Here is a 26,094-nt window from a genome sequence, read left to right as displayed (position 1 = left end):
ATGTTCGGGACGAAAGGGCCGACCCGAATCTCATCGAATTCGGCCCCAAATTTCCCCATAAGTTACTGGAACTACATGAATATCGTCATTGTGGAGTCGCCGGCGAAAGCCAAGACGATCAACAAGTATTTGGGCTCGTCCTACGAGGTTCTGGCCTCGTTCGGCCATGTCCGGGACTTGCCGGCGAAGAACGGCTCCGTCGATCCCGACGCCAATTTCAAGATGATCTGGGAGATCGATCCCAAGGCGGCCGGCCGGCTCAACGACATTGCCAAGTCCCTCAAGAACGCCGATCGCCTGATTCTCGCCACCGACCCTGATCGCGAGGGCGAGGCCATCTCCTGGCACGTGCTGGAGGTCTTGAAAGAGAAGCGCGCGCTCAAGGACCACAAGATCGAGCGCGTGGTGTTCAACGCCATCACCAAGCAGGCGGTCACGGACGCCATGAAGCATCCGCGCCAGATCGACGGTGCGCTGGTCGACGCCTATATGGCGCGCCGCGCGCTGGACTATCTGGTCGGCTTCACCCTCTCCCCCGTGCTGTGGCGCAAGCTGCCGGGCGCCCGCTCGGCGGGCCGCGTGCAGTCGGTGGCGCTGCGGCTGGTCTGCGACCGCGAGCTCGAGATCGAAAAGTTCGTTGCGCGCGAATACTGGTCGCTGATCGCGACCCTGCTGACGCCGCGCGGCGACGCCTTCGAGGCACGTCTGGTCGGCGCCGACGGCAAGAAGATCCAGCGGCTCGACATCGGCACCGGCGCGGAAGCCGAAGACTTCAAGAAGGCGCTGGAAGCCGCCAGCTACGCCGTGACCACGGTCGATGCCAAGCCGGCCCGGCGCAATCCGCAGGCGCCCTTCACCACCTCGACGCTGCAGCAGGAAGCCAGCCGCAAATACGGGTTTGCGCCGGCGCATACCATGCGCATCGCGCAGCGGCTCTATGAAGGCATCGACATCGGCGGCGAGACCACCGGACTCATTACTTATATGCGTACCGACGGCGTGCAGATCGATCCGTCCGCGATCACCCAGGCCCGCAAGGTGATCGGCGAGGATTACGGCAACGCCTATGTGCCGGACGCGCCGCGTCAGTACCAGGCCAAGGCCAAGAACGCCCAGGAAGCCCACGAAGCGATCCGGCCGACCGACATGTCGCGCCGCCCCGACAGCATGAGCCGCAAGCTCGAGTCCGACCAGGCGAGACTCTATGAACTGATCTGGAAGCGCACCATCGCGAGCCAGATGGAATCGGCCGAGCTGGAACGCACCACGGTCGACATCACGGCGAAGGTTGGCGGCCGCACGCTGGACCTGCGCGCCACCGGCCAGGTCGTCAAGTTCGACGGCTTCCTCGCACTTTATCAGGAAGGCCGCGACGACGAGGAGGACGAGGACTCCCGCCGCCTGCCCGCGATGAGCCCCAACGACGCGCTGAAGCGGCAGTCGCTCGCCGTCACCCAGCACTTCACCGAGCCGCCGCCGCGCTTCTCCGAGGCCTCGCTGGTCAAGCGCATGGAAGAGCTCGGCATCGGCCGGCCCTCCACCTATGCCTCGATCCTCCAGGTCCTCAAGGACCGCGGCTACGTCAAGCTCGAGAAGAAGCGCCTGCACGGCGAGGACAAGGGCCGCGTCGTGGTCGCCTTCCTCGAAAGCTTCTTTGCCCGCTATGTCGAATACGACTTCACTGCCAATCTGGAAGAGCAGCTCGACCGCGTCTCCAACAACGAGATTTCCTGGCAGCAGGTGCTGAAGGATTTCTGGACCGGCTTCATCGGCGCGGTCGACGAGATCAAGGATCTGCGCGTAGCCCAGGTGCTCGACGTGCTCGACGAGATGCTGGGCCAGCACATCTATCCGGCGCGCACCGATGGCGGCGACATCAGGCAATGCCCGAGCTGCGGCAACGGACGGCTGAATCTGAAGGCCGGCAAGTTCGGCGCCTTCGTCGGCTGCTCGAACTATCCGGAATGCCGTTACACCCGTCAGCTCGCCGCCGACGGCGAGGCGACCGCCGATCGTTCGCTCGGCCAGGACCCTGATACGGGTCGCGATGTCTGGGTCAAGGCCGGCCGGTTCGGGCCCTACATCCAGCTCGGCGAACAGAAGGATTATGCGGAGGGCGAGAAGCCGAAGCGCGCGGGCATTCCGAAGGGGACTTCCCCTGGAGATGTCGAGCTCGACCTTGCGCTCAAGCTGCTGTCGCTGCCACGCGAGATCGGCAAGCACCCGGAAACCGGCGAACCGATCACCGCGGGCCTCGGCCGCTTCGGGCCGTTCGTGAAGCACGAGAAGACCTATGCCAGCCTCGAGGCCGGCGACGAAGTGTTCGACATCGGCATCAACCGGGCGGTGACGCTGATCGCGGAGAAGATCGCCAAGGGCCCGAGCCGCCGCTTCGGCGCCGATCCCGGCAAGGCGATCGGCGATCATCCCAGCCTCGGCACCGTCACGGTGAAGGGCGGCCGCTACGGCGCCTATGTCACGGCGGGCGGCGTCAACGCGACGATCCCGAGCGACATCGAGAAAGACGCCATCACGCTGCCGCAGGCGATCGCGCTGATCGACGAGCGCGCGGCCAAGGGCGGCGGCAAGAAGCCGAAGAAGGCGGCCAAGCCCGCCAAGGCCAAGAAGGCTGCGGCGAAGGCCGCCGACGGCGATGACGCCGCGCCAAAAACCAAAAAGCCGGCCGCGAAGAAGGCGGCCAAACCCAAATCCGAATCCACCAGCAAGGCGCGCGCAGCCGTGTCGTCGACGGCCAAAACGTCGCCGACCAAGGCAGCTGGCGCCAAAGCTCCGGCCAAGAAAAGTGCCGGCACCAAATAGAGGTTAAGTGAAACGCAAGAATGACCGTGGCTTTCCCGACAGGGCAGCCATCGTCGCCTTCATCAAGGCAAATCCCGGAAAGGTCGGAACCCGCGAAATTGCGCGCGAGTTCGGCCTGAAGAACGCCGACCGCATCGAGCTCAAGCGCATGCTGCGCGAGCTCGCCGACGACGGGCTCGTCAAGAAAAAGCGCCATATGATTTCAGAGCCGGACAGCCTGCCGCCGACGCTGGTCGCCGACATCACCGGCCGCGACGCCGACGGCGAGCTGGTCGCCTCCCCCACCGAATGGGACGAAGTCGAAAGCGGCGAACCGCCAAAGATCCTCATCACGATGCCGCGCCGGCCCAAGCCCGGCACCGCGGCCGGCGTCGGCGATCGCGCGCTGCTGCGGGTCGAGCGCTCCGACGAGACCGAAGGCCCGGCCTATCGCGGCCACATCATCAAGGTCTTCGACAAGACCAAGAGCCGCATCCTCGGCGTCTTCAGCAGCCTGCCCGAAGGCGGCGGACGGATCATCCCGGTCGACAAGAAGTCCGCCGACCGCGAGCTGAACATCGCGCCGACCGAGACGCACGGCGCGCAGGACGGCGATCTCGTCAGCGTCGATATCATCCGCTCGCGCGGCTTTGGGCTGGCGTCAGGCCGCGTCAAGGAGAAGCTCGGCTCGGTCAAGTCGGAGAAGGCGATCAGCCTGATCGCGATCTACGCGCACGACATCCCGCTGCAATTCCGCCCCGCGGCGGAGCGCGAGGCCGAAGCAGCGGAGCCGGCCAATTTGAAGGGGCGCGAGGACTGGCGCGACGTGCCGCTTGTCACCATCGATCCGCCGGATGCCAAGGATCACGACGACGCGGTGCACGCGCAGCCGGATCCTGATCCCAACAACAAGGGCGGCTTCATCGTCGATGTCGCCATCGCCGATGTGAGCTTCTACGTGCGACCGGGCACCGCACTCGACCGCGACGCGCTCGACCGCGGCAACTCGGTCTATTTCCCCGACCGCGTCGTGCCGATGCTGCCCGAGCGCATCTCCAACAATCTCTGCTCGCTGGTCCCGGGCGAGCCGCGCGGCGCACTCGCGGTGCGGATGATCATCGCTGCCGACGGGCGCAAACGCTCGCACAGCTTCCACCGCATCCTGATGCGCTCCGCAGCCAAGCTGAGCTACGCCCAGGCGCAGGCCGCGATCGACGGCCGGCCGGACGACATCACCGGCCCCCTGCTCGATCCGATCCTGCGGCCGCTTTATGCGGCCTATGCCTGCGTCAAGCGCGCGCGAGACGAGCGCGATCCGCTCAATCTCGATCTGCCCGAGCGCAAGATCCTGTTGAAGAGCGACGGCACGGTCGACCGCGTCGTCGTGCCCGACAGGCTCGACGCGCACAAGCTGATCGAGGAGTTCATGATCCTCGCCAATGTCGCGGCAGCCGAGATGCTCGAGAAGAAATCGCTGCCGCTGATCTACCGCGTGCATGACGAGCCGACCCTGGAAAAGGTCCACGCGCTCGCGGAATTCCTGGAGACGCTGGACGTTCCCTTCGCGAAATCAGGCGCGTTGCGCCCCGCTCTGTTCAACCGCGTGCTGGCGCAGCTCGAAGGCCACGACCATTTTCCGCTGGTCAGCGAGGTCGTGCTGCGCGCCCAGGCACAGGCCGAATACTCCTCGGAGAATTACGGTCATTTCGGCCTGAACCTGCGCCGTTATGCGCATTTCACCTCGCCGATCCGCCGCTATGCCGACCTCGTCGTGCACCGTGCGCTGGTTCGCGCGCTCGGTCTCGGCGAAGGCGCGCTGCCCGACACCGAGACGCCGGAAACGTTGAGCGAAGTCGCAGCCCACATCTCGGTCACCGAGCGGCGCGCGATGAAAGCGGAGCGCGAGACCGTCGACCGCCTGATCGCCCATCACCTCGCCGACCGCATCGGTTCGAGCTTCCAGGGTCGCGTCTCCGGCGTCACGCGCGCCGGCCTGTTCGTCAAGCTCGCCGAGACCGGCGCCGACGGCCTGATCCCGATCCGATCCCTCGGCACGGAATATTTCAACTATGACGAGGGCCGCCACGCCCTCGTCGGCACCCGCAGCGGCACCATGCATCAGCTCGGTGACGTCGTCGACGTCCGCCTGATCGAAGCAGCTCCGATCGCAGGCGCCCTGCGCTTCGAGCTGCTGTCATCGACGGGTGAGACCGCGCCGCGGCACCGCAGGTCCTCCGGTCCGCAACGTCGCCCCTCGTTCAAGGCGCATCCGGGGCGCAGTCCCGACAAGAAGCGCAAGCCGGACAAGCCGAAGAAGCCCGGCAAGGGGAAAAAAGCCAAAGGACAAAGCAAGGGCAAGGGTCAGAAGGGTAAGGCATGGTGAGCACAGCCCCGAAGATCTGGACCCGCGAGACCGGCCTCGTCGAGAAGCGCGACGTCTTTGCTGCGATAAGGCGCGGCTTTCGCGGCCGCTGCCCGCGCTGCGGTGAGGGAAAGCTGTTCCGCGCCTTCCTGAAGACGGCGGATAATTGCGCGGTCTGCGGCCTCGATTTCACGCCGCATCGGGCCGACGATCTGCCCGCCTATCTCGTCATTGTCATCGTCGGCCATATCGTGGTGCCCAGCATCCTCTGGATCGAGACCAATTACACCACGCCGGTCTGGATCAGCTTCGCGGCCTATCTGCCCTTCACCTTCGTCGCCTCGCTGGCACTGCTGCAGCCGGTGAAGGGAGCCGTGGTCGGATTGCAATGGGCTCTGCGCATGCATGGGTTTGACGAGAACCCGACGGATGGTATTCCGCCGGTGTAAGCAAAATAAGCAAAAGTGGTTTGGGTGAGGACATGACGGATACGTCGCAGGCAACCGACAAGGCGAAGATCCACGAGGGCAAGGAAGCCGACCATCATCCCTATTTCCGCCCGCGGGATGCGGCGACACTGATCCTGGTCGACCGCAGCGGAGCCATTCCAAAAGTCCTTGTCGGCAAGCGCCACGACAAGGTGGTGTTCATGCCCGGAAAATTCGTCTTCCCCGGCGGCCGCGTCGACAAGGACGATTTTCGCGTGCCGTGCGCGGCGCCTGTAACCGCCGAGCTGGAAGCCAATCTCGCCAAGGGCAGTCCGAAGACTCCGGCCTCGCGCGCGAAGTCGCTGGCGATTGCCGCGATCCGCGAGGCCTGCGAGGAGACCGGCCTCTGCCTCGGGCGCAAGGCCGAAGGCAAAGCGAAACTGGAAGGCCCCTGGAAGCCGTTCGCGGATGCGGGCCTGCTGCCCGATCCCTCCAGCCTGTTCCTGATCGCGCGCGCGATCACCCCGCCCGGCCGCGTCAAGCGGTTCGACACGCGCTTCTTCACGGCGGACGCCTCCGCGATCGCCCATCGCGTCGACGGCGTGATCCATGCCGATGCCGAGCTTGTCGAATTGGTCTGGGTCGAGCTCGGCTCAAAGCCGCTCGCCGATCTGCATCCGATGACGCGCAATGTGCTCAACGAGCTCGACGCGCGCCTTGCCGCCGGCCCGCTCCGCCATGATGCGCCGGTGCCGTTCTTCCATTTCTACGGCGGCAAGATGCAGAAGGATATTTTGAGCTGACTGGCCGCGCGGGCCCACGTCTCTCCTCCGTCATTCCGGGACGCGCGTAGCGGCGAACCCGGAATCCATTCAACACCGTCCTTGCTGCTCGATGGATTCCGGGTTCGCCGCTACGCGGCGCCCCGGAATGACGCGAATGTGCTGAGCGCGCATCGAAAAACAAAATAATCTTCCCGCCTCCCCCGATGGCGGAGTTCCTGGGCATGCCTATGTCTTCCGGAACGACACCAAGAACGGACACCGGGCGATGGCACAACGGCAACTCAAGCTTGGCGCGTTCATGCGCCCGATCAGCATCCACACCGGCGCCTGGCGCTATCCCGGGGCCTGGCCGGACGCCAATTTCAACTTCGGCCACATCAAGACGCTGATCCAGAAGCTCGAGGCCGGCAAGTTCGACGCCTTCTTCATGGCCGATCACCTCGCCGTGCTGAACATGCCGGTCAATGCGCTGAAGCGCAGCCACACGGTCACCTCGTTCGAACCGTTCACGCTGTTGTCGGCGCTCTCCGCCGTCACCGAGCGGATCGGCCTGATCGCGACGGGCTCGACCACGTTCGACGAGCCCTATCACGTCGCGCGGCGCTTCGCCTCGCTCGACCATCTCAGCGGCGGGCGTGCGGGCTGGAACATCGTCACCACCTCGAACCCGGATGCGGCGCTGAATTTCGGCCTCGACGACCACATGGAGCACGCCGAGCGCTACAAGCGCGCCCGCGAGTTCTACGACGTCGTCACCGGCCTGTGGGATTCCTTTGCCGACGACGCCTTCGTCCGCGATGTCGACAGCGGCGTGTTCGTCGATCCCGCCAAGATGCATGTGCTCGACCATCACGGCAAATATCTGAAAGTGCGCGGTCCCCTCAACATCGCCCGCCCCGTCCAGGGCTGGCCGGTGATCGTGCAGGCCGGCGCCTCCGAGGATGGCAGGCAGCTCGCCGCTGAGACCGCTGAAGCCGTCTTCACCGGCGGCGGCAGTCTTGCCGACAGCCAGAAACTCTATGCCGACATCAAGGGCCGCATGGAGAAGGTCGGCCGCGATCCCGAACACCTCAAGATCCTGCCCGGCGCCTTCGTCGTGGTCGGCGACAGCGTCGACGAGGCCAGGGAGAAGCGCGCGCTGCTCGACAGCCGCGTGCATTACGACAGCGCCATCGCCTCGCTCTCGGTCGTCCTCGGCACGGATGCCTCCGGCTTCGATCCGGATGGACCGCTTCCCGAAATTCCCGAGACCAACGCCAGCAAGAGCGGCCGCCAGCGAATGGTCGATCTCGCCGCGCGCGACAAGCTCACGGTGCGCCAGCTCGCCCAACGCGTCGGCGGCTATGGCGGGCTATCCTTCGTCGGCACGGCCAAAACCATCGCCGACCAGATGGAGGAATGGCTGGTCGGGCGCGGCTCGGACGGCTTCAACATCATGTTTCCGTTCCTGCCCGCCGGCCTCGACGATTTCGTCGACAAGGTGGTCCCGGAGCTCCAGCGCCGCGGGATTTTCCGGAAAGAGTACGAAGGGCCCACTTTGAGAGAGAATCTGGGCCTGCCGCGGCCGAAAAACCGGTTCTTCGAGGCCTGATTGGCCCGATTTGAGTGCTTTTCGAGCCCTAAAATCTTGACATCAGGCGGTTTCTGGCTAGGTTGCCGGCCAACGCGGGCCATTTGGCCGGCTCCAGATTCCCTTCATTCCTGAGGTACTGAACATGGCCAAAGCGGTCACCATCAAGGTCAAGCTCGTGTCCTCGGCCGACACCGGCTTCTACTACGTCGCCAAGAAGAATTCGCGCACCATGACCGACAAGCTGGTCAAGAAGAAGTACGATCCCGTCGCGCGCAAGCACGTCGAATTCCGCGAAGCCAAGATCAAGTAAGCAAGATCGCGGAACGTAGAAGACTTTTGCGGGGCCCTTTCGGGCCCCGTTTTATTTTGGCCCCTCTCTCGTGTCCCGGACGCGCAGCAGCGCCCCGTGGACGTGACGCTGCGCTGCGACCGGGGCACGAGAGCTGAGCTCGGCGCAGCGAGTCATCGCCAGTTATTCTATCAACCCTCGGTTGCCCGCCTCCAAATGTATGTTACCGTGCACTTGCCGGGCGGAATGTCCGTCCCGGCTTTGGAAGGACATGGTCATGAGATTCTCATCAAGCCTTGTCGTGCCTTCAGCCGTCGCTGCCTTGTCGACCGTCTTGCTGTGCGCGCCGGCAGCGTCGCAAATCCCAACCGGCTCCGCCGCCACGATTCCCCCCGTCACGGTCGACGCGCCGAAACAGGTGGCAAGGCCGCATCTGTCGGAGCGGGGAGTAAACACAATTGCGCCGCGTCGGACTGTATCAACAGCTCGAACGCCAACCGCGCGCACGCCTTCCTATGCGCCGGGTTCTGTGATGGGGAGGATTGCCAGCCTGGAGAAAGTCGCCAGCAGCTGCAACGGCGGCTGTGCATCAAGCTTCCGGCACGGCAACGAGCCCTGGATTGGATGCAGCGAGTCGGGCGGTAACGTGAACTATGGACCTTTCTCGCCAACGTGCCGAGACACCATCACCCATAAATCCTACGTGGATTGCGTCGAGACGAAGGTGTTCCTGGGCGAGTTTCGAAACAGAGCCCACTGGTTTTGCAGCAGCCTGCAGGCCGGCAACAGGTTCAAGGTCGCCGATCTCAAGCGGTCAGGACGCACGCGTTAGTCCATGCTGCCAGCTGGTCGCGCGCGGGCACGTCGGATTCAGCGAAGCCAAGACAAACAGGATCGCGGGATAGACTACGGACTTTCGACGGGGCCCGGTGGGCCCCGTTTTGTGCGCTCTGGTGTCCCGGGCGCGCTGCGACGCGCAAGTCACCCGCACAGCGTTCAGGCCCGTTCGACGACCGGGCGTTGCGGCACCTCAATAAGCGGCCGCCGATGAGTCCTGTGCTAAACCTGCGCTTCCGCTTTCGTACCCTAGCCATTTCGAACCAGACGCGGCTCCGTTCCCGCCAAAAGCCTTTGGATGTTGGCACGATGGCGGATGATCACGTAGAGGCCGCCTCCGATCACCAGCAACCGATACGGCAATGGGTGCTCGACCGCGCAGACAAGAACAATTGCCGTCAACGCCGCGAGCATCGAGTTCAAGGAAACGATCCGGGTCATAGCCAGCACGAAGCCAAAGGCGGCTGCAGCCCCCAATCCCACGGGCCACGACATCGCCAGCAACACACCGAGCCCGGCCGCGGCCGACTTGCCGCCCGTGAAGTTCAGCCAGATCGATCGGCTATGTCCCAACAGCACGGCAATTCCAGCCAGACAAAACAGCCCATGGCACCCAGACCTGCAGATCAGACGCTGTCGCCGGCGGGGATAATTCCGCGTACAGCCAAGGACAGAACGAACGCGCGACGATAATGGCACCCACGCCCTTCAGCACATCGCCGACGAGCACGAACAAGGCAGGCCATTTGCCGAGAGTGCGCAAGACATTCGTTGCCCCGGTGGACCTGGAGCCATGCCTTCGGATGTCGATACCCCTGAGCAGTTTCCCCGCCAGATAGCCCGTGGAGACCGAGCCGAGAAGATAGGCGATCACCAACCCAACCGTATCCAAAAAGCCATGGGTCTTAGGTCCAGTTTGAACGCTGTTTTATCCCCGACTTCGTCTGACCGCCATGGGTCTGAAGAGGCCGCGGATGCTCGTGAGCACCCGCTCCGCTATGCCGTCCGCAACACTGGCACCGCTCGGCATTGGCCCGGGGTTGCGCCTTCGCAAGTTCGCTCTCATGTCCCGGACGCGCTGCAGCGTGAAACGCTGCTGCGCAGAGCCGGGACCCAGAAAGCAACACAGCACGATGCAGCGACATGGGCCCCGGTTCTGCAGCGCACCTTCGAAGTGACGCTGCGCTGTGTCCGGGCACGAGAGCTGGGCTAGGCGGGCTCCTGAAGCTGCCGTGTCTTCTAGACGCACAGGAGACACCACTGAGATCGGATGGCTTCACGAAGCTTGTCCTGATATGAAAAAACACCAGCCGGGATGGCCTCGCCGACATGAGAAGAATCCATAAGTCCGTTTGTCTTCCCAACGATGTCGGCCGAGTCATCGTCTTCGCGTGGAACCGAAAGTCTGAGCAAGACCAAAATCTGGTCTGTATTGAACCGGACGAGCGAGTGAGGTGGAAGGCGACCCTTCCAACCAAGGACGCAGGCGATTGCTTCGTGGATGCAGAACTTGAAGGTGATCTAATCCGAGCCAATAGCTGGAGCTGTTACACCGTTTGGCTCGATCCCCTGACGGGTGAGACAGTGCGAACACAATTCACTAAGTAGTGGGCGGTCTCCCGTGGTCGGATGCCCGCTGCAGTGCATGCCGCGATGAAGGCTAAGCCGTGCGCTTCCCCCTCCCCCTACGCCGTCCGCAACACCGGCGCCGGCGGCAGCGACGGACGGATCAGCGCGAACGCCACCTGCACGATGCCACCGGCCAATCCCAGCGCGACGCCGATGCGCCAGGCCATCGTATACGAGCCGAGCGCGTCGTAGACGCACCCCTCCGCCGTACGCCCCGAGGAAGCTGCCGATCCGGTGGCTCATGAAGGCGAAGCCCTGGATCATCGCCTGCCAACGCAGGCCGAACATTTCGGCGACGGCACCCGCGACCAACGGGCCGGCGCCCATCCACAGAAAGCCCATGATGGCGCCGAACAGCAGGGTCGAGGCAGGCGTCGCCGGCAGCATGAAGTACCAGGCCAGCGCCAGCAAGCGCAGGACGTAGATGCCGCCAAGCAGCGCGGCGGCTGCGACGGACAGCCTCCATGTCGCCCCTCGGCCACGAGTTGCCCCCGAGGGACGTTGATCCTCGTCAAGCAGCGAAGCAACGCAGTCCTCTACGCTCAAACGATCGGGCACGAGCGCACCATGCTTCCCTTCACCCTTGAGCAGTTCCTCAGCGTCTTCGCGGCCTACAATACGGCAATCTGGCCCGCGCAAATTTTTGCTTATGCGCTTGGCGCCATCGCCGTCGCCGCCGTTCTCTGGAAAGGCCGTGCCTCTGATCGCGTTGTCTCAGCCGTCCTCGGATTGATGTGGCTGAGCACTGGCATTTTCTATCACGGCGTCTTCTTCTCCTCGATAAACAAGGCCGCGTTCGCCTTTGGCGCCTTGTTCGTCATTGAGGGCGTGGCACTGCTCTACACGGGTGTCGTCCGCGGCGGCCTTCGTTTCGCGATGACTTTCGGGCTTCGAGCGGTGATCGGCGCGGGGTTTGTTCTCTACGCATCTCTCATCTATCCGATGATCGGAATTGCAGCGGGGCATTCTTGGCCGACGTTACCGATGTTCGGTGTAGCTCCTTGCCCTGTTACCATCTTCACCTTCGGTCTTTTACTTATGACGACCGACCGCTTGTCCTACTGGCTCCTGGTGATCCCCTTCATCTGGTCAATCATCGGCGGGAGCGCAGCTATCTTCCTGGACGTTCGGCAGGATTGGCTGCTTCTGATTAGCGGCTTCATTGCCGTTCCGATCGTCGTCGTCGGGAACCGACATACACCTACCGTACTAGCCGAGACGAGATTGACGCCCTCAACCGAATTGAGCCCCTGATTGCAACGTGTGGCAGCGACCGCGCGCCCATGTTGGAAAGCCACTTCCGAGAATGGACGACTTGGCATGCCTTCAGGCAACATGATTTGGAAGGCAGTTGTTGCAGGATTGTGCGGAAGCATCGCGCATTCGCTGCTGATGTACTTCAAGTTTTGGGCTGGACTGCTTCCATCATTCCAGCCCTATGAAAGCCTCCAAACGACGCTGAGCCATGTGACCGGCACGGCAATCCATCCAGTGGTGCCGTGGCTACTTTCATTCCTGAATGGCTCAACCTTCGTCAGTCTCGCCTTTGGACAGCTCTATCGATGGCTGCCAGGCAATATCGGAGCGATCAAAGGAATGGCATACGGCGTGCTCGGATGGGCGACCATGGGGTTGGTGTTCTTTCCCATGATCGGGCTAGGATTTTTCGGAGTGCAGGCTGGGCTTGGCATTTCGCCAGCACTGTTCTCGCTGGCGATGCTCCTGACTTACAGCGTCATCCTGGGCATCGTTTACGACGCGCTCAATTGAAGACGCGGCCTCCCTACGCCGTCCGCAACACCGGCGCCGGCGGCTGCGACGGCCGGATCAGCGCGAACGCGACCTGGATGATGCCGCCGGCCAGCCCCAGCGCGACGCCGATGCGCCAGGCCATCGTGTAGGAGCCGAGCGCGTCGTAGAGCACGCCGCCCCCATACGCGCCGAGGAAGCTGCCGATCTGGTGGCTCATGAAGGCGAGACCCTGGATCATCGCCTGCCAGCGCAGGCCGAACATCTCGGCGACCGCGCCCGCGACCAGCGGGCCCACGCCCATCCACAAAAAGCCCATGATCGCGCCGAACAGCAGGGTCGAGGCAGGCGTCGCCGGCAGCATGAAGTACCAGGCCAGCGCCAGCGAACGCAGCACGTAGATGCCGCCGAGCAGTGCGAGCTTGTTCCAGCGCTGGCCGGCCCAGCCGAAGAACAGCGAGCCGAGCACGTTGAAGCCGCCGATCATCCCGAGCGTCTGCGCGCTCAGCATCGGATCGAGGCCGCAGATCGCGAGATAGGACGGCAGATGCGTGGTGAGAAACACCAGCTGCATGCCGCAGACGAGATAGGCGCAGGTCATCACCACGAACGACGCGTTGCCGAAAGCGGTCTTCGCTGCAATCAACGCCGTGGCATCGACGATCTCGTCAGTCGCGGGCTTCGGCGGCGGGACCGCGTCGACGCGCCCGGCATACCAGGCCGCCGGGATCATCAGCACCGACATCACCACGAAGCCGGCGAGCCCGACGCGCCACCCGAATCCCTCGTTGAGCATCTGCCCGATCGGCGCCGATAGCAACGCGCCGAGCGAGCCCGCGCCCGAGACGATGCCGAGCACGGTGGAACGCACCGTTGCGGGCACCGCGCGCGCCGCCACCGACATCGCGATCGCAGCCGCGGTGCAGGCGAGCGAGGTGCCGATCAGCACGCCGGCGCCGATCATGATGGCGACGAGGCCGTTCGCGGTTGCCATCAGCACGAGGCCCGCGATGTACATGAACGAGCCTGCTATCATGATCGGACGGAAGCCGTAGCGCGTGGTCATCGCGCCGGCGAGCGGCTGGAGAAAGCCCCAGGCGAGGTTTTGCACGGCCAGCGCCAGCGTGAAGTCGGAGATCGACAGATGGATGTCGTGGGTCAGCGGCTGCATGAAGATGCCGAGGCTCTGCCGCAGCCCCATGCTCAGCGTCAGCATGATCGAGGCGCCGATCAGGATGGGCAATGTCGGGCGCAGGACCTGCAACAGGGGCATTTTCGTCTCCCTCATCGGCGCGGCGCGAGCGCCGTCGTCTGCAATATCGGTTGATTTTGGTTACACAGACCTGTGTACTTAGGCTATGGATAGCGTGCACTGTCAAGCGAACAGGACATTCACCGCCGCATGGCTCCCCCGCCCGCCCCACAGACGATGAAAGAGCGGATCCTCGAGACCGCCGACAAGCTGTTCTATCTGCAAGGCATTCGCGCCATCGGCGTCGACACCATCGCGGCCGAGATCGGCATCTCCAAGCGCACGCTCTACAACCACTTCCCCTCCAAGGACGCGCTGATCGCGGCCTATCTGGAGCGCCGCTTCGTGCAGCCCCGCCCCTCGGACAAGCCTCCGGCCGAGCAGATCCTCGCCACCTTCGATTCGCTGCAGCGCCGCTTCGCCGCAAAGGACTTTCGCGGCTGCCCATTCGTGAATGCGGTCGCCGAGCTTGGCCCGGCGGATCGTGCCGTGAAGAAGATCGCCATCGCCTTCAAGGAAAGCCGCCTCATCTGGTTTCGCGACCGCCTCAACGAGCTCGGCGTTACGAATGCAGAGGCGCTCGCAACGCAGCTCGTGCTGCTGGTCGACGGCTCCATCGCACAGGACCTCGTCCGCGACGACCCCGCAATGGCGCGTGCCGCGAAGGAGGCGGCGACGGTGTTATTGCGAAATGCGGGGGTGGATGTGGGAGATGAGACTGCGGTGAAGCGAGGCAAACGGCCGGCCCGGCATCCCTGAAGTAGCTACGAGATCAGAACCCGATCCGCCCGCCGCAAGAAGGCCGGGCAGGCCAGCACGCACTCCAGCGGCCAACCCGTTGGCCGAGCTTCATTTCGATCTCTTGAAGGGAGCGCGCCGGTATCCCTGAGGGAGTAGCGAAGAGCGAACAGCTGGTGCCGCAACTTATGGCCGCACTTCGTGACCGAGCCTATTAACATAGTTAAATTGATTTAATTTGATTTATCGTATTTAATATTTCCGCCAGCCCCGGAGAGAACCCATGCCTGACCAGGACGACCGCCGCGAATTTCTAAAGACCTGCGGAAAGTTCGCAGCCGTGACACCTCCAACTATAACGCTGCTGCTCTCCACCTCCCTCACGTCCGATGCAATTGCTAAATCGGGTGCGAGCGCGGTCCATCACCACCACGGCAACAATGGCTGGGGTAACGGCGGCGGCGATGGCAGCCCCAACGGAAAGGACGACAGAGGCCGCTAAACATTTTTCGGCGGCACCACAGTTGAAACGGCTCGCCGGTCACCAATTTTTCCGACGCCCATTCCTATATCGGTAATGCAGTCCAGTCGGGCCCCAGCTCTTCCCATTGCCCCCGGAGCTGGGGCTCATTTTTGTTCGGCTAGGAACGACTTGCCGATTGCCAAGTTTTCCCGTGCCCCTCCCCAAGGGGGCAGCTGCTTCGCCAAGGCAGCTCAACAGCCCCAGCTTCACCGCCCTGAAGCTGGGGTTCCTTTTGCTGTCTCAATTGCCTTCCGCCTGGCCGCATCTTCTTCAGCGCGTCATGGACGCGCTGGCCGAAGCCGCGACCCTGAAGCAGTGAGCCTGACGTATTGAAATCCGATGTTTACCTATGGTAGATTGCCATTTTTTCCCGATAGTTCTTTTTGTGCTGGGGAGAACATCCATGCGAAGCTCTCGCGCAATCCTTTATGCCCAACAACTTAGCGAACTCACTTCTCAGCTCTCAGAATTGGAATATCTTCGAGGTCTGGTCGAAGAAGCAGAGCGAAGCGCCCGCGCTGTGCCTCCATTACGCTTGACACATCCTGCTTCGCGCCGCCTTCGAAGTCGTGAACCAGGCGCCCTGTCTGTCCGCCTCCGTCGTCGCGCGCCACCAAGCTGGAATGCAGGAGCTATCAGCCCCCCTGACAACGACAACCAAGTCGACCAGACTTTGCTGGAGCCATTCCCCGACGGATGGTGGGCTTCCCCCTAAAGCCTCTCCAAGCGCTGACCCGACGAAGAGATTTGATCCCATGCACCACATCCAGAGTACGCATATTGCCGCGATATTAAAACTGACCGCCCGGCAGCTTGAAGCACTTCGCAGCCCCCGAGAGATCCAAAAGGAATATTCCGAAATCCTCGTTTTGAGAGAGAAGATAAAACTGGTGACCGATCAGAAGAAGGCTCGCCGGCAATCCTTGCTCGGTGTCTGCCACGCGCCTGGTAAATGATCCTGAACTCCACGATCACGTGTCCCAAGTGCGGTCACGCTGCTGCCGAGGTCATGCCGATCGACGCTTGCCAGTTCTTTTATGACTGCAAACGCTGCGGCGAGCGTCTGAAGCCGCTCCCCGGCGACTGCTGCGTGTTCTGTTCCTTCGGCACCGTTCCCTGTCCGCCGGTTCAAGAGAACGGCACGGGCTGCTCTAACTAGCTGCCCTGAAGGGAGTGGATGCAGCACAAGAGGAGTGGTGCGAGCGTTTTGCGGCATGCTTGACACGTCACGACAACCCAAGGGAGCATCTGGCGTTTTTTTTCATTCTTTTGGAGATTGCCACGATGACTACCATCCACATGGACTCGTCCGTCAGCCAGACCGCCACCCGCGCCGTTATGAACGGAGGAGTTCTGAGCTGCACAAAGACCAGCGACAAGGATGTTTATTCTCATTCGATCTGGGCGACCGAAAGCAACATCCGGCAGTTCACGATGCACTAAGGGGACAGCATCGTCATCCCGCCCGGTTCGAGCGTGACGACATGGATATTCCGCACGCGGCCGGGAAAATCGACTTGGACCATGGACTTCGAACTCAAGGAAAAGGCTGCCTGACGCGCCATATGAAACAGCCTCTCTCGGAAATCCGGGAGCGGTCACCTGAATGACCGAACTGAAAGGAACAATCGCCATTTCGGCGTAGTTGACCTTCTTTACACCGGAGAAGGTCATGAATCGAAAATCGCTTCTTCGTACAGCCGCACTGTCCTTCGCTGTTGCCGCACCGGTCCTCGCACAAGGCGGCGGAGGTGGTGGTGGCGCGGCCGCGAGCGGCGGCGCGTCCGGATCATCCGCGAGCTCAGGTGCAGGCACTGGCACGTCTGGCGCCGCCAATGGAGGTCCCTCGGCCCCATCCGGCATGGGCACAAACGCAACCTCAACCGGCGCTCACACCAATAACTCTCCAACCAACCCGAACGTTCAGCCCCCGACGCCGAACGGCAACACCGCGAGCACACCGGCCGCACCGGGCAGCTCGGGCGCGGGCAGCACCGCGACCGGATCGACACAGATCGGCACGCCAAACGGGAGCGACAGGTCCGGCATCACGGCGACCAATGGTGCCAACAGCGATAACAGGGACCAGATGAGCCCCGCTGAGCAAGCAAGGACGGGGATCAAGACACTTCCGCAAGATCAAACTCCAGGAGCCGTCAGTGCGCCGGGCGTTGGCGTCGGTCATGCGGCGAACGGCTTGCCGATCGGTACGCCAGGTTCGGGGACCAGCAACGTCGATCAGAAGTAACCCGGACTTTCGGTCCACATGGATTCCATCGCTTGAGCCGAGACGCCGCGGCGTACTGGATTCCCCGCCTGCGCGGGGAATGACAGCAGAGTTCGTGGGATTTTCGGAATGCTAGCAGCATGCTCCTGTTTTGCCCGACGAGTCAAACGGCATTGCGGTCCAGCATCAGCCGTTTTGCGGCCGACGTAAGCCATTGATCCGACTAGCGTCGGCTACTGTGCATGGGGTTGTTTTCGCGTTTTTTTGCGCCGGCCTGTGCGAGCGGCCTCACGCCGCGTGCGACACCACGCGATTGCGGCCGTCGTGCTTGGCGCGGTACAGCGCAGTGTCGGCGCGCTTGAGGACGTCGCCAACCGCCTCGCCCTTCTGCTCCAGCGTGGTCAGGCCGATCGAGATCGTGACCTCGATGCGCTTGGTGCCCTTGTGGATCGCAAAGGGCTCGCCGGCGATCGAGCGGCGCAGGCGCTCGGCGACCATGCCGGCGACGTGGAGATCGGTCTCCGGCATCACGATGACGAATTCCTCGCCGCCGTAGCGACAGGCAAGGTCGATGCCGCGGATCGACTTGCGCACCCGCACGGCGAATTCGCGCAGCACGTCGTCGCCGGCGTCGTGACCGTAATTGTCGTTGATCGACTTGAAGTAGTCGATGTCCAGGATCATCAGCGCCAGCGGCTTGCCGCGGGTTGCGGCCTGCTCGGCGAGCGTCGCGAGATGGCTCTCCATGTAGCGGCGATTGTGCAGCCCGGTGAGCGCGTCCGTGATTGCCATCTCGATCGAGTTCTGCACGTTGTCGCGCAGATGGTCGGTGTAACGGCGGCGGCGGATCTGGGTGCGGGCACGCGCCAGCAGCTCGATCTTGTCGATGGGACGCAGCAGATAGTCGTTGACCCCGATCTCGAGCCCACGCAGCAGCCGCGTGGCGTTCTCGGGGTCGGCGATCGCCAGGATCGGCACATGCCGCGTGCGCTCCAGCGAGCGCGCCTGGCTGCACAGCCGAAGGCCGTCGAAATTGTTGAGGTCGAGCGAGACGATCAGCAGATCGTAATTGCCCTCGGCGGCGTGGAACAGCGCTTCCGTCGGGTTCGGCTCGACGTCGATGGTGTGCTCGGCGGCGAGGATCGTCGCCAGCCGCTCATAGGAGGACTGGCGGTCGTCGACCAGCAGGATGCGGCCGCCCTTGCCGGTGTCGGAGATTGCACTGCGCTCGGGCGCCTGCATGCCGATCTCGAGCGAAGTGATGGCGCGCATGCGCAGCTCGTCGGTCATCATCTTCAGCCGGGTCAGCGAGCGGACGCGCGCGATCAGCACGACATCGGAGACGGGTTTTGTCAGGAAATCGTCGGCGCCGGCTTCCAGCCCGCGGTTGCGGTCGGCCGGGCTGTCGAGCGCGGTGACCATCACGACGGGAATGTGGTGCGTGGCCGGATCGTTCTTGAGGCGGCGGCAGACCTCGAAACCGTCCATGTCCGGCATCATGACGTCGAGCAGGATGATGTCGCATTCGGCGCGGGCGCAGATCGCCAGCGCCTCGGTGCCGTTCGCGGCGGTCATGACGTCGAAATATTCGGCGGATAGGCGAGCTTCGAGCAGCTTGACGTTGGCAGGGACGTCATCGACGACGAGAATACGCGCGGACACTGTGAACTCACTTCCTATCCGATGAAACGTCGGACCGTCTCAATGAATTTGCCGACCGAGATCGGCTTGGACAAATAGGCTTCGCAGCCGCCCTCGCGGATGCGCTCTTCGTCGCCCTTCATCGCGAACGCCGTGACGGCGACGACGGGAATGCTGCGCAGCTCCGGATCGTCCTTGATCCAGCGCGTCACCTCCAGGCCCGAGACCTGCGGCAATTGGATATCCATCAGCACGAGGTCGGGCCGCATCTTGCGAACGAGGTCGAGCGCCTCGTAGCCGTTGCTGGTACCGGTGGTCTGGTAGCCGTGCGCCTCCAACAGGTCGCGGAAGAGCTTCATGTTGAGCTCGTTGTCTTCCACGATCAGGACGGTCTTAGCCATCCCGCCCTCCTGATTGGTCCGCAGACCGATGCATGTGACGCCTCAGGCGCCGGTCGCCGGCGCTTCGAAAACTGGATTCAAACTAGCCTCGAATTCGCTTGAGTTTCGTTAAACCCGAGGACCGACTTTCTGCGATGTGGTTTCCAGTTGCTTGTCGGGGGTCACAAGACTCAGGAACGAGACTCGGGCATGGTGACCCCAAAGTAGACACCGAAAGTTAACGGAAAGGCAAACCGGCCACGTGAAAAAGCCTGTTCACAACCCGCGCGAAGTCGCTGAAATCGTTGCGCTTCAGGCGCTGTCTTTCGTCGCGGGCGAACCCGAGCGGCTGGGCCTGTTCCTGGCCGAGACAGGGGTCGGCCCGGAGACGCTGCGCAATGCCGCCTCGGACCCCAATTTCCTGCTCAGCGTGCTCGATTTCGTGATGCGGGATGACGCCACCGTGAAGGCCTTTGCCAGCGCTGCGGAACTGCATCCGACCAACGTTGCCGCAGCGCGGCAGGTTCTCGGCGACGCGCTCGGCGACCCCAATTGGGAGCGCGACGTGCCGTGACCTCCCTGGAGACGGCCGGGCCCCGCTGCTTCTGCCGGGATTGTTCGGCCGATCTGGATATCGGCGTTCGGCGTTGTTCCGCCTGCGGTTCCCCCCGCCTCGCCCGCCACCGCGCACTCGCAAGCCTGACCATCGCCCATATCGACTGCGACGCCTTCTACGCGACAGTCGAGAAGCGCGACAACCCCGACATCGCCGACAGACCCGTCATCATCGGCGGGGGCAAGCGCGGCGTGGTGTCGGCCGCCTGCTATATCGCGCGCACCTACGGCGTGCGCTCGGCCATGCCGATGTACAAGGCGTTGGAAGCCTGCCCGCATGCCGCCGTGATCCCGCCGGACATGGCGAAATATGTCCGGGTCGGGCGCGAGGTGCGCCAGGCCATGCAGGCCCTGACGCCGCTGGTCGAGCCGCTCTCGATCGACGAGGCGTTCCTCGATCTCTCCGGCACCGAACGGGTGCACGGCATGATCCCGGCCAAGGTGCTGGCGCGGTTCGCACGTGACATCGAGCGCGACATCGGCATCAGCGTCTCGGTCGGCCTCTCCTGCAACAAGTTCCTGGCCAAGATCGCCTCCGACCTCGACAAGCCTCGCGGGTTTGCCGCGCTCGACCAGGAGGAAGCGCGCTTGATGCTTGCGGAGAAGCCCGTCGGTTTCATCTTCGGCGTTGGACCCGCGACGCAGGAGCGTCTGGTGCAACGCGGCTTCCGCATCATCGCCGACCTGCAGAAGGCCGACGAGATCGAGATGATGCGGCAGTTTCCGAGCGACGGCCGCAGGCTGTGGCGGCTCGCGCGCGGCATCGACGACCGCCGCGTCGAGCCCGATCGGGGCGCCAAGACGATTTCGAGCGAGACGACGTTCGAGACCGACATCCGCGATTTCGCGACGCTGGAGAAGATCCTGTGGCGCCTCTGCGAGAAGACGTCGTCTCGCCTCAAGAGCAGCGAGCTCGCCGGCCTGACCGTCACGCTGAAGCTGAAGACCGCGGATTTCCGCCAGCGGACCCGCTCGCAGTCGATCACGGCCCCGACGCAGCTTGCCGCGAAGATCTTTTCGATCTGCCGCGAGATGCTGGCGAAAGAGATCGACGGCACCGCCTTCCGTCTGATGGGCGCCGGCGTCAGCGCGTTGCGCGAGGGTTCAGTCGCCGACGACACCGACATGCTCGACCGCCGCGCCGCCCACGCCGAGCGCGCGGTGGACAGCTTGCGCAAGAAATTCGGCAGCGCCGCAGTGATCCGCGGCATCGCGTATGAGGGGCCGGAAAAGGCGCAGGAGTGATGACAGGCGAACGCGACCTCGACGCGCTGCTGAGACACGTGAAGCCGGAGATGCGGCCAGGCATTTTCGTGTTCTGCACGATCCCGACAGGCCAGTCGATTCCCGCAGCGCTCAGCCCTTTGCTGACGTTCCGCGAGCAGGAAGGGACGACGCTCGTGATCCCACGCGAACAGGCCGAAGCGGCGGGACTACGGTACGCATTCGCATCGTGCCTGATCACCCTGACGGTTCACTCCGCACTCGATGTGGTGGGCTTCCTGGCGGCAATCACGGCACGCCTCGCCGCAGCCGGCATCAGCGTGAACGCCGTTTCGGCGTTTCACCACGATCATCTATTTGTGCCGGCTGACAGGGCGGACGACGCGATGGTTCTTCTGCAAGAGATGTCCAAGGCTACGCACTCGTAGCCCGGATCAAGCGCAGCGCAATCCGGGCTACGGGAAAGATCTCAATCCGCGACCGCCACCGCCTCGATCTCGATCATCCATTCCGGCGCGGCGAGCGCCGAGACGCCGACCAGCGTGCTCGCCGGCGGCTCCATGCCTTCGAAGAAGACCGAGCGAGCCTTGCCGATGATCGGGCGCAGCTCCGGCTTGTAGTTCACGACGAAGGTCGTGATCTTCACGATGTTGGCGTAGCTCGCGCCGGCTGCTTTCAGCGCGTGCCCGAGATTCTGCATCACCTGCGTGGTCTGCGCGGCGAGATCGCCCTCGCCGACGATCCGCCCTTCCTCGTCCACCGATACCTGGCCGGAGATGTAGATCGTCCGCGCCCCCGTGGCAGTGACGACATGCGAATAAGCGGGATTGTGATGCAGGCCGCTGGGGCGGAGATGATCGAGCTTGGGCATGATGCCTCCCGGATGTTTGTGGTTGGGAGGGAGCCTAGCCAGAGACCGCGTTGCAGGCCAGCCCTCAATTGCAGGGCTTGCTGTCCTTCGCGTCGAACTTGCCCATCGCGCCCGAAATCACAAAATCGTTGTAATCGAGCACGAGCTGGCGCGAGACGCCGTTCTCGTAGAGCTCGAACGCCATCGCATAGACCGGCGTCTGCTCGCCTTCCTTCTGCTGGGCCTCGCGGTCGAAATAGCTGACGGTGACGGGCCAGCGCTTGAGCGACTTCATGTGCTCATCTGACGTCGACGGATCGGGCGAACCTTCGCGCTCGGCCGGGATCGGCTGGCCGATCACGGTCAGCGTGTTGTAGACCTTCTGGCCATCGTCGGAGCCGTCATAGACGGAGAGCTCGAGCAGCGACTTGCCCTCCTTCGCGGCGGCAATGATGCGCTGGATCTGTTCGGTCGGAAACACGATCTTGCCGTCGAGCGTGAAATTCTTCGGCGCCGGCAGCTTCAGCTTGACGTTGATGTGGTCGCCGTCGCGCTCCGCCGAGCCGTCGACCCGGCCGGCATCCGCCTCGTTCATCCGCGTCTCGATCTTGAAGCGGTAGCTTTTGCCGCCAGCGTCCTCCCAGGAATTGGAGCGGAGATCGCTGAGCGTGACCTTGCCCTCGCCACTGTCGAGCTCGGAGACCTGGCGGAATTCGGAGGTGTAGCCCTCGCACGAACTTCCGGTGAAATTGTAGAGGATGCGGCCGCGCGCGCTGTTGATCGAATTGGAGCGCGATTTCACCAGGCTCAAATCATAGAGCGCCTGATGCGCGAGGAACGGACCGTTCGCGGCTAGCGCCCCGCCTCCGGGGCCGAGAGCGGCCGCCGCGAGCGCCGTCGCACCGAGCGAAGTCCGGAAAAGGTGCAGCATGTCTGGTCCCTGGGGAAAGCGCAGATTCGACATTTTAATGAACGTTCCATTGCGTCGCAACTGAGGCCGTTTCACGTAAAGTTGCGGCCTTTGCGTTGAACCTCCTGCCCTGCCTCAACAAAATGCCACCCCCGAGGGTTGCTTGCATGTGGCGGCACGATGGGCGAAACAGGGCCCGCCGGGCTGCGACGGATCTGCCCGGCGGATGGATTTTTGGACAACGAGGTCGGACATGGCGGGTACGGTCGAGCAGAAGCTGGCGGAACAGGGTATCAAGCTGCACGAGGCCCCCACCCCCGTGGCCAATTACGTCCCGTTCGTGCGCACCGGTAATCTGCTGTTCGTCTCGGGCCAGGTTTGCTTCGATCCCGCCGGCAAGCTGATCGCCAAGGGCAAGCTCGGCGCCGGCGTGACCATCGAAGAGGGCGCGGCGGCCGCCCGCGGCTGCGCCGTCAACCTGCTGGCCCAGGTCAAGGCGGCGCTCGGCGACCTCGACAAGGTCGTTCGCGTGGTGCGCCTCGGCGGCTTCATCAACTCGGCGCCGGACTTCCTGGACGGGCCGAAGGTCCTCAACGGCGCCTCCGATCTGATGGTCGCCGCCTTCGGTGACAAGGGCCGTCATGCCCGCACCACCGTCGGCGTCGCCTCCCTGCCCGCGGATGCGGCGGTCGAGGTCGAAGGCGTGTTCGAGGTCGCCTGAGGCGAATGCGCGCTCCTGATTGGTTGACAGCCCGCCCGGTCGCCCATCGCGGCCTGCACGACATTTCCCGCCGCATCGTCGAGAACATGCCGGGCGCGGTGCAGGCTGCGATTGCGGGCAATTTCTCGATCGAGGTCGACATCCAGCTCTCCGCCGACGGCGAGGCCATGGTGCATCACGACCATGCGCTCGGCCGCCTTACCGAGGCCACCGGCCCGCTGGTCGAGAAAACCGCCACTGAACTGAAGGCGCTCACGTTCAAGGACACGGCCGAGCGGATGATGTCGCTCAGCGACCTCTGCGGCCTGGTCGCCGGCCGCGTGCCGCTGGTGATCGAGGTCAAGAGCCATTTTGACGGCGACCGCAAGCTGGTGAAGCGGATGGCCGAGGTGCTGGCATCCTATGACGGCCCCGCCGTCGGCATGTCCTTCGACCCGGACCAGGTGCTGGCGCTGCGCGAGCTGTTGCCCTCCCGCCCCCGCGGCATCGTCGCGCAGCGGAGCTATCAGGACGAATACTGGGCTTACCTGACCCGGGAGCAGCGCGACAGCATGCTGTACCTGCGCCACGGCTTCCAGACCCAGCCGCATTTCGTCGCCTTCAGGGTCGACGACCTGCCCGCCCCCGCCCCCTGGATCGCCCGCAATGTGTTCGGCTGCGCCCTGCTCGGCTGGACCGTGCGTACGACCGAGCAGCGGACGCGGGTCGCACAACATGCGGATCAGATGATCTTCGAGGGCTTCGTACCGTAGGCTTGATGTTTCCCACTCTTGAAGTCGCTGCTGCAATGCACGATCTTGGGCATGATGGCACCATCCGAAATCACCCTTGAGGCCGTACCTTCCATTGGCGAAGTATCGCCGGACGACTGGGACGCCTGCGCTAGTCCCGGCAAGTCTTGTAATGGGCATGGCAAGGGAACCTCATCCGGGCTTCCAGGCGATTCTCTCGGCCTCTCAAAGCCTGCCTATAACCCCTTCGTCTCCCACGCGTTTTTATCGGCCGTTGAGAAATCGGGTTCGGCCACGATCCGCACCGGCTGGGGGCCGCGGCATCTCGTGGCCAAGATCGACGGTCGCGTCGCCGGCGTCGTGCCCTGCTACCTGAAATCGCACTCGCAAGGCGAATATGTCTTCGACCGCGGCTGGGCCGATGCCTATGAGCGCGCCGGCGGGCGGTACTATCCGAAGCTGCAGGTTTCGGTTCCCTTCACGCCGGCCACGGGACCGCGGCTGCTGGTTCGCGAAGGCGTCGACCACGAGCGCATCACGGAGGCACTGGCGAGCGGGCTGGTGGCGCTGTGCGGCGTCAGCAAGGCTTCCTCGGTGCACGTCACTTTCGCCCGCGAAGCGGAGTGGAAGCTGCTCGCCAAGCACGGCTTCCTCCAGCGCACCGACCAGCAGTTCCATTGGCACAACGAAGGTTTTGCGAGTTTCGACGATTTCCTGGCGACGCTGAACTCACGCCACCGCAAATCGATCAAGCGCGAGCGGCGCGATGCACTGGCCGCCGGGGTCACGATCCACTGGCTCACGGGCAAGGACATTACGGAAGACGCATGGGATGCGTTTTTCATGTTCTACATGGAGACCGGCTCGCGCAAATGGGGCCGGCCTTATCTGACGCGGGAATTCTTCTCGCTGATCGGCGAGACCATGAGCGATGACGTGCTGCTGGTGATGGCCCGTCGCAACGATCGCTGGATCGCGGGCGCGATCAACTTCATCGGCTCGGACACGCTGTTCGGCCGCAACTGGGGTGCGGTCGAGCATCATCCCTTCCTGCATTTCGAAGTCTGCTATTATCAGGCGATCGACTTCGCCATCAAACGCGGGCTGGCGAATGTCGAAGCCGGTGCGCAGGGCGAGCACAAGATCGCACGCGGCTACCTGCCGCGGACCACCCACTCCGCTCACTTCATCGCCGATCCGGGCTTGCGCCGCGCCATCGACGATTACCTCAAGCGCGAGCGCGCCTATGTCGCGGAAGCCGGACGTGAGCTAGCCGAGCTCGGCCCGTTCCGCAAAGGCGCCGACGAGGCGCCTTGACGGTTCGTTGCGGCTGGTGACAGTAAGCGCAAATTCTAGGGAGCCGCCGCCATGACCGCCTACGACCCCAACAACATTTTCGCAAAGATCCTGCGCGGTGAATTCTCCTGCCACAAGGTTTACGAGGATGAGCACGTGCTCGCGTTCCTCGACATCATGCCGCGGGTACCTGGCCACACGCTGGTGATTCCAAAAGCACCTGCCCGCAACATCCTCGACATCAAGCCGGACGACTACGCCCATGTCGCCCGCGGCGCGCACAAGATCGCTGCCGCAGCGATGACGGCGTTCAAGGCCGACGGCATCACCGTGCAGCAGTTCAACGAGGCGGCCGGCGGACAGGTGGTGTTTCATCTCCACATGCACGTGATGCCGCGCCACGACGGCGTGGCGATGCTTCCGCCCGCCAGCCGCAAGGAAGACGTCAAAGTGCTGGAAGAGAACGCGACCAAGCTGATCGCGGCGTTGAAGGCGGTTTGAGTCTCAGCTCCCGTAGCCCGGATGGAGCGAAGCG

Annotated in this window: 28 protein-coding genes and 2 pseudogenes; 22 read left to right on the top strand and 8 right to left on the bottom strand. The window is 63.6% G+C overall.

What is annotated here, in order from left to right; genetic code table 11:
* Positions 1-75: 75 nt before the first annotated feature.
* From topA to ABIB80_RS24145, 7 genes are all read left to right on the top strand, one after another.
* Complete coding sequence (gene topA / locus ABIB80_RS24175) at positions 76-2,820, top strand: type I DNA topoisomerase (protein ID WP_219684940.1); 2,745 nt, start codon at positions 76-78, stop codon at positions 2,818-2,820.
* A gap of 7 nt (positions 2,821-2,827) precedes the next feature.
* Complete coding sequence (gene rnr, locus ABIB80_RS24170; RefSeq protein ID WP_354128560.1) at positions 2,828-5,182, top strand: ribonuclease R; 2,355 nt, start codon at positions 2,828-2,830, stop codon at positions 5,180-5,182.
* Positions 5,176-5,610 carry a DUF983 domain-containing protein gene (locus tag ABIB80_RS24165; RefSeq protein ID WP_007603299.1) on the top strand — a complete coding sequence of 145 codons (435 nt, stop codon included), beginning with the start codon at positions 5,176-5,178 and terminating at the stop codon, positions 5,608-5,610. The genes rnr and ABIB80_RS24165 overlap by 7 nt, the downstream gene beginning before the upstream one ends.
* 32 nt (positions 5,611-5,642) lie before the next feature.
* Complete coding sequence (locus tag ABIB80_RS24160) at positions 5,643-6,392, top strand: NUDIX hydrolase (protein WP_219684938.1); 750 nt, start codon at positions 5,643-5,645, stop codon at positions 6,390-6,392.
* A gap of 247 nt (positions 6,393-6,639) precedes the next feature.
* Positions 6,640-7,965, top strand: coding sequence for an LLM class flavin-dependent oxidoreductase (locus ABIB80_RS24155; RefSeq protein ID WP_354128559.1), 1,326 nt, complete (start codon positions 6,640-6,642; stop codon positions 7,963-7,965).
* Positions 7,966-8,089: 124 nt separating this feature from the next.
* Positions 8,090-8,257 carry a 50S ribosomal protein L33 gene (gene rpmG, locus ABIB80_RS24150; protein WP_007603295.1) on the top strand — a complete coding sequence of 56 codons (168 nt, stop codon included), beginning with the start codon at positions 8,090-8,092 and terminating at the stop codon, positions 8,255-8,257.
* Positions 8,258-8,513: 256 nt separating this feature from the next.
* Positions 8,514-9,068, top strand: coding sequence for a hypothetical protein (locus ABIB80_RS24145; RefSeq protein ID WP_219684936.1), 555 nt, complete (start codon positions 8,514-8,516; stop codon positions 9,066-9,068).
* A 254-nt stretch (positions 9,069-9,322) separates the two neighbouring features.
* On the opposite strand, the pseudogene plsY reads toward ABIB80_RS24145, so the two are convergent.
* Positions 9,323-9,965: pseudogene (gene plsY, locus ABIB80_RS24140) on the bottom strand (glycerol-3-phosphate 1-O-acyltransferase PlsY).
* Between the two features lie 437 nt (positions 9,966-10,402).
* On the opposite strand from plsY, the gene ABIB80_RS39415 reads away from it, so the two are divergent.
* On the top strand, positions 10,403-10,681 hold the full coding sequence (locus tag ABIB80_RS39415; protein WP_473367965.1) for a DUF7957 family protein: 279 nt from the start codon (positions 10,403-10,405) through the stop codon (positions 10,679-10,681).
* Between the two features lie 77 nt (positions 10,682-10,758).
* Here the strand turns inward: ABIB80_RS39415 and ABIB80_RS24135 are convergent.
* Positions 10,759-11,143, bottom strand: a pseudogene (locus ABIB80_RS24135) (MFS transporter); the annotation flags it as partial.
* Between the two features lie 60 nt (positions 11,144-11,203).
* On the opposite strand from ABIB80_RS24135, the gene ABIB80_RS24130 reads away from it, so the two are divergent.
* The gene (locus tag ABIB80_RS24130; RefSeq protein WP_246649430.1) at positions 11,204-11,956 is read left to right on the top strand and encodes a DUF6064 family protein; all 753 of its coding nucleotides are present in this window, start codon (positions 11,204-11,206) and stop codon (positions 11,954-11,956) included.
* 66 nt (positions 11,957-12,022) lie between these two features.
* Positions 12,023-12,472 carry a DUF6789 family protein gene (locus ABIB80_RS24125; protein ID WP_354128558.1) on the top strand — a complete coding sequence of 150 codons (450 nt, stop codon included), beginning with the start codon at positions 12,023-12,025 and terminating at the stop codon, positions 12,470-12,472.
* A gap of 13 nt (positions 12,473-12,485) precedes the next feature.
* Here the strand turns inward: ABIB80_RS24125 and ABIB80_RS24120 are convergent, their stop codons facing one another.
* Positions 12,486-13,724, bottom strand: coding sequence for an MFS transporter (locus tag ABIB80_RS24120; RefSeq protein WP_354128557.1), 1,239 nt, complete (start codon positions 13,722-13,724; stop codon positions 12,486-12,488).
* A gap of 129 nt (positions 13,725-13,853) precedes the next feature.
* Between ABIB80_RS24120 and ABIB80_RS24115 the strand changes: the two genes are divergently transcribed.
* From ABIB80_RS24115 to ABIB80_RS24095, 5 genes are all read left to right on the top strand, one after another.
* On the top strand, positions 13,854-14,462 hold the full coding sequence (locus tag ABIB80_RS24115; RefSeq protein ID WP_354128556.1) for a TetR/AcrR family transcriptional regulator: 609 nt from the start codon (positions 13,854-13,856) through the stop codon (positions 14,460-14,462).
* A 262-nt stretch (positions 14,463-14,724) separates the two neighbouring features.
* Complete coding sequence (locus ABIB80_RS24110) at positions 14,725-14,943, top strand: hypothetical protein (protein WP_007603284.1); 219 nt, start codon at positions 14,725-14,727, stop codon at positions 14,941-14,943.
* A gap of 776 nt (positions 14,944-15,719) precedes the next feature.
* Entirely contained in the window at positions 15,720-15,920 is a 201-nt protein-coding gene (locus ABIB80_RS24105) for a hypothetical protein (RefSeq protein ID WP_007603283.1), read from the top strand.
* The gene (locus tag ABIB80_RS24100; RefSeq protein WP_354128555.1) at positions 15,917-16,123 is read left to right on the top strand and encodes a GDCCVxC domain-containing (seleno)protein; all 207 of its coding nucleotides are present in this window, start codon (positions 15,917-15,919) and stop codon (positions 16,121-16,123) included. The genes ABIB80_RS24105 and ABIB80_RS24100 overlap by 4 nt, the downstream gene beginning before the upstream one ends.
* Before the next feature lie 125 nt (positions 16,124-16,248).
* Entirely contained in the window at positions 16,249-16,407 is a 159-nt protein-coding gene (locus ABIB80_RS24095) for a hypothetical protein (RefSeq protein ID WP_007603280.1), read from the top strand.
* A gap of 480 nt (positions 16,408-16,887) precedes the next feature.
* On the opposite strand, the gene ABIB80_RS24090 is transcribed toward ABIB80_RS24095, so the two are convergent.
* The 3 genes from ABIB80_RS24090 to ABIB80_RS24080 all read right to left on the bottom strand — a co-directional run bounded on the left by ABIB80_RS24090 (position 16,888) and on the right by ABIB80_RS24080 (position 19,233).
* Positions 16,888-17,034 (bottom strand): hypothetical protein, encoded by a 147-nt coding sequence (locus ABIB80_RS24090; RefSeq protein ID WP_354128554.1) that lies wholly within the window; start codon positions 17,032-17,034, stop codon positions 16,888-16,890.
* 445 nt (positions 17,035-17,479) lie between these two features.
* A complete protein-coding gene (locus tag ABIB80_RS24085; protein ID WP_354128553.1) occupies positions 17,480-18,853 on the bottom strand; it encodes a PleD family two-component system response regulator in 1,374 nt (457 codons plus the stop codon).
* 14 nt (positions 18,854-18,867) lie between these two features.
* Entirely contained in the window at positions 18,868-19,233 is a 366-nt protein-coding gene (locus ABIB80_RS24080; RefSeq protein WP_007603272.1) for a response regulator, read from the bottom strand.
* 241 nt (positions 19,234-19,474) lie between these two features.
* Between ABIB80_RS24080 and ABIB80_RS24075 the strand changes: the two genes are divergently transcribed.
* The 3 genes from ABIB80_RS24075 to ABIB80_RS24065 are packed head-to-tail and all read left to right on the top strand — an operon-like array spanning position 19,475 to position 21,479.
* On the top strand, positions 19,475-19,786 hold the full coding sequence (locus tag ABIB80_RS24075; protein ID WP_007603271.1) for a DUF3572 domain-containing protein: 312 nt from the start codon (positions 19,475-19,477) through the stop codon (positions 19,784-19,786).
* Positions 19,783-21,072: a DNA polymerase IV gene (locus tag ABIB80_RS24070; RefSeq protein WP_354128552.1), complete on the top strand. Its 1,290-nt coding sequence runs from the start codon at positions 19,783-19,785 to the stop codon at positions 21,070-21,072. Before ABIB80_RS24075 ends, ABIB80_RS24070 begins: the two co-directional genes overlap by 4 nt.
* Positions 21,072-21,479: an ACT domain-containing protein gene (locus ABIB80_RS24065; protein WP_354128551.1), complete on the top strand. Its 408-nt coding sequence runs from the start codon at positions 21,072-21,074 to the stop codon at positions 21,477-21,479. The genes ABIB80_RS24070 and ABIB80_RS24065 overlap by 1 nt, the downstream gene beginning before the upstream one ends.
* Before the next feature lie 41 nt (positions 21,480-21,520).
* Here ABIB80_RS24065 and ABIB80_RS24060 read toward each other — a convergent pair whose 3' ends face one another.
* Both ABIB80_RS24060 and ABIB80_RS24055 read right to left on the bottom strand, forming a co-directional pair.
* Complete coding sequence (locus ABIB80_RS24060; RefSeq protein ID WP_219684926.1) at positions 21,521-21,922, bottom strand: RidA family protein; 402 nt, start codon at positions 21,920-21,922, stop codon at positions 21,521-21,523.
* Positions 21,923-21,986: 64 nt separating this feature from the next.
* Positions 21,987-22,832 carry a cell envelope integrity EipB family protein gene (locus ABIB80_RS24055; RefSeq protein ID WP_354128550.1) on the bottom strand — a complete coding sequence of 282 codons (846 nt, stop codon included), beginning with the start codon at positions 22,830-22,832 and terminating at the stop codon, positions 21,987-21,989.
* 232 nt (positions 22,833-23,064) lie between these two features.
* On the opposite strand from ABIB80_RS24055, the gene ABIB80_RS24050 reads away from it, so the two are divergent.
* Genes ABIB80_RS24050 through ABIB80_RS24035 form a run of 4 tightly spaced genes read left to right on the top strand, consistent with a single transcriptional unit; the run spans position 23,065 to position 26,060 of the window.
* Positions 23,065-23,532, top strand: a complete 468-nt coding sequence (locus tag ABIB80_RS24050) for a RidA family protein (RefSeq protein WP_007603263.1) — start codon at positions 23,065-23,067, stop codon at positions 23,530-23,532.
* A gap of 5 nt (positions 23,533-23,537) precedes the next feature.
* Entirely contained in the window at positions 23,538-24,284 is a 747-nt protein-coding gene (locus ABIB80_RS24045) for a glycerophosphodiester phosphodiesterase (protein ID WP_354128549.1), read from the top strand.
* Between the two features lie 54 nt (positions 24,285-24,338).
* Positions 24,339-25,580, top strand: coding sequence for a GNAT family N-acetyltransferase (locus tag ABIB80_RS24040; RefSeq protein ID WP_083870077.1), 1,242 nt, complete (start codon positions 24,339-24,341; stop codon positions 25,578-25,580).
* 51 nt (positions 25,581-25,631) lie between these two features.
* The gene (locus ABIB80_RS24035) at positions 25,632-26,060 is read left to right on the top strand and encodes an HIT family protein (RefSeq protein WP_007603258.1); all 429 of its coding nucleotides are present in this window, start codon (positions 25,632-25,634) and stop codon (positions 26,058-26,060) included.
* Positions 26,061-26,094 lie beyond the last annotated feature (34 nt).

The sequence above is a fragment of the Bradyrhizobium sp. i1.15.2 genome, from assembly GCF_040548425.1.
GTDB classification, from domain to species: Bacteria; Pseudomonadota; Alphaproteobacteria; order Rhizobiales; family Xanthobacteraceae; genus Bradyrhizobium; species Bradyrhizobium canariense.
Note: the sequence above shows the minus strand (reverse complement) of the source record. Positions and strands in the feature narration are given on the sequence as shown.

What these genes read in the sequence shown, in the direction of transcription:
- ABIB80_RS39415 (WP_473367965.1), top strand. Translation starts at nt 10,403, where the DNA reads ATGAGAAGAATCCATAAGTCCGTTTGTCTTCCCAACGATGTCGGCCGA.
- ABIB80_RS24165 (WP_007603299.1), top strand. Translation starts at nt 5,176, where the DNA reads ATGGTGAGCACAGCCCCGAAGATCTGGACCCGCGAGACCGGCCTCGTC.
- ABIB80_RS24155 (WP_354128559.1), top strand. Translation starts at nt 6,640, where the DNA reads ATGGCACAACGGCAACTCAAGCTTGGCGCGTTCATGCGCCCGATCAGC.
- ABIB80_RS24160 (WP_219684938.1), top strand. Translation starts at nt 5,643, where the DNA reads ATGACGGATACGTCGCAGGCAACCGACAAGGCGAAGATCCACGAGGGC.
- rpmG (WP_007603295.1), top strand. Translation starts at nt 8,090, where the DNA reads ATGGCCAAAGCGGTCACCATCAAGGTCAAGCTCGTGTCCTCGGCCGAC.
- ABIB80_RS24045 (WP_354128549.1), top strand. Translation starts at nt 23,538, where the DNA reads ATGCGCGCTCCTGATTGGTTGACAGCCCGCCCGGTCGCCCATCGCGGC.
- ABIB80_RS24065 (WP_354128551.1), top strand. Translation starts at nt 21,072, where the DNA reads ATGACAGGCGAACGCGACCTCGACGCGCTGCTGAGACACGTGAAGCCG.
- ABIB80_RS24105 (WP_007603283.1), top strand. Translation starts at nt 15,720, where the DNA reads ATGCACCACATCCAGAGTACGCATATTGCCGCGATATTAAAACTGACC.
- ABIB80_RS24115 (WP_354128556.1), top strand. Translation starts at nt 13,854, where the DNA reads ATGGCTCCCCCGCCCGCCCCACAGACGATGAAAGAGCGGATCCTCGAG.
- ABIB80_RS24060 (WP_219684926.1), bottom strand. Translation starts at nt 21,922, where the DNA reads ATGCCCAAGCTCGATCATCTCCGCCCCAGCGGCCTGCATCACAATCCC.
- ABIB80_RS24050 (WP_007603263.1), top strand. Translation starts at nt 23,065, where the DNA reads ATGGCGGGTACGGTCGAGCAGAAGCTGGCGGAACAGGGTATCAAGCTG.
- topA (WP_219684940.1), top strand. Translation starts at nt 76, where the DNA reads ATGAATATCGTCATTGTGGAGTCGCCGGCGAAAGCCAAGACGATCAAC.
- ABIB80_RS24110 (WP_007603284.1), top strand. Translation starts at nt 14,725, where the DNA reads ATGCCTGACCAGGACGACCGCCGCGAATTTCTAAAGACCTGCGGAAAG.
- ABIB80_RS24055 (WP_354128550.1), bottom strand. Translation starts at nt 22,832, where the DNA reads ATGCTGCACCTTTTCCGGACTTCGCTCGGTGCGACGGCGCTCGCGGCG.
- ABIB80_RS24125 (WP_354128558.1), top strand. Translation starts at nt 12,023, where the DNA reads ATGCCTTCAGGCAACATGATTTGGAAGGCAGTTGTTGCAGGATTGTGC.
- ABIB80_RS24120 (WP_354128557.1), bottom strand. Translation starts at nt 13,724, where the DNA reads ATGCCCCTGTTGCAGGTCCTGCGCCCGACATTGCCCATCCTGATCGGC.
- ABIB80_RS24100 (WP_354128555.1), top strand. Translation starts at nt 15,917, where the DNA reads ATGATCCTGAACTCCACGATCACGTGTCCCAAGTGCGGTCACGCTGCT.
- ABIB80_RS24035 (WP_007603258.1), top strand. Translation starts at nt 25,632, where the DNA reads ATGACCGCCTACGACCCCAACAACATTTTCGCAAAGATCCTGCGCGGT.
- ABIB80_RS24040 (WP_083870077.1), top strand. Translation starts at nt 24,339, where the DNA reads ATGGCACCATCCGAAATCACCCTTGAGGCCGTACCTTCCATTGGCGAA.
- ABIB80_RS24145 (WP_219684936.1), top strand. Translation starts at nt 8,514, where the DNA reads ATGAGATTCTCATCAAGCCTTGTCGTGCCTTCAGCCGTCGCTGCCTTG.
- ABIB80_RS24095 (WP_007603280.1), top strand. Translation starts at nt 16,249, where the DNA reads ATGACTACCATCCACATGGACTCGTCCGTCAGCCAGACCGCCACCCGC.
- ABIB80_RS24080 (WP_007603272.1), bottom strand. Translation starts at nt 19,233, where the DNA reads ATGGCTAAGACCGTCCTGATCGTGGAAGACAACGAGCTCAACATGAAG.